This is a genomic window from Streptococcus pluranimalium (genome assembly GCF_047785705.1).
In the GTDB taxonomy this organism is placed as follows: domain Bacteria; phylum Bacillota; class Bacilli; order Lactobacillales; family Streptococcaceae; genus Streptococcus; species Streptococcus pluranimalium_A.
This window is the reverse complement of record NZ_JBLOJV010000090.1, coordinates 1-973: the sequence shown is the minus strand read 5'-3', so window position 1 is coordinate 973 and position 973 is coordinate 1. Positions and strand designations below refer to the sequence as shown.

Genomic DNA, 973 nt, shown 5'->3' with positions numbered 1-973 from the left:
GAGCTGGCAAATCATTCCCAAACGTTGGGTTGTTGAGCGAACTTTTGCTTGATTGAACCACTCTCGAAGATTGGCTAAGGATGTTGAAAAGTCCGTATCGTCAGAGGTTGCTTTTGTCAAACTATCACACATTAATCGGCTTTTAAGGGCTTTATAATTTTGTGAATACAGATTCTTAATCACATCGTTTCAGATGCCAACCAATTTGTCCGTCAACCAGAAAAAGATTTCCGTCGAAAAAGTCAGTTGACAATGGCAACGATGGTAAAGTCTATCCTTGCCATGGGTGGTAAAAGTCTATCTAAAGAACTGCTAGATATGGACCTCACTGTCTCTCAGTCCGCTTTCGTTCAACGTCGCTACCAGATTAAATACCAAGCTTTTGAAAGACTTTTTAAAGAGTTTACTGCTAAAATCCCAACGGTTAATCCTATGCCGATTTTAGCTGTTGACGGTAGTGATGTCATTCGCCCTCGAAATCGCTTTGACAAGGAGACCTGCATCCAAACGGAGCCAAATCGAACGCCTTACAATCTGATTCATATTAACACCCTTTACGATTTACAAAGTGGGATTTATCATGACCTTCGGATTCAAGACAAGGTCGATAATGATGAACGCTCTGCTTTCTTTGACATGATGGAGAGCTCTCCCTTTCTCCCAATCACTTGTCATCATGGATAGGGGTTATGAATCTTACAATGTCATGGCACATTGCCAAGAGAGAAATTGGTTTTATGTCATTCGGATTCGGGATGGGAGTAGCTCTATTAAATCAGGGTTAAACCTGCCTGACAAACCTTGTTTTGACCAAAGCTTGAATCTTAAACTCTGTCGAAAACAGACCAAGGAGATGAAGCAACTGTATCAAGATTTTCCCAATCAATATCACTATTTATCGCATCACTCTCTCTCTTTGATTTCTTACCAAACTCTAGTCGAAAAGCGGAGCCAATCAGCTTTTATGAACTAA

General features: G+C 40.6%; 1 pseudogene. It reads left to right on the top strand.

Annotated elements, in window-relative coordinates:
• Positions 1–165: 165 nt before the first annotated feature.
• Positions 166–973 (top strand): annotated as a pseudogene (locus ACMZ6Z_RS09420) (transposase); the annotation flags it as partial.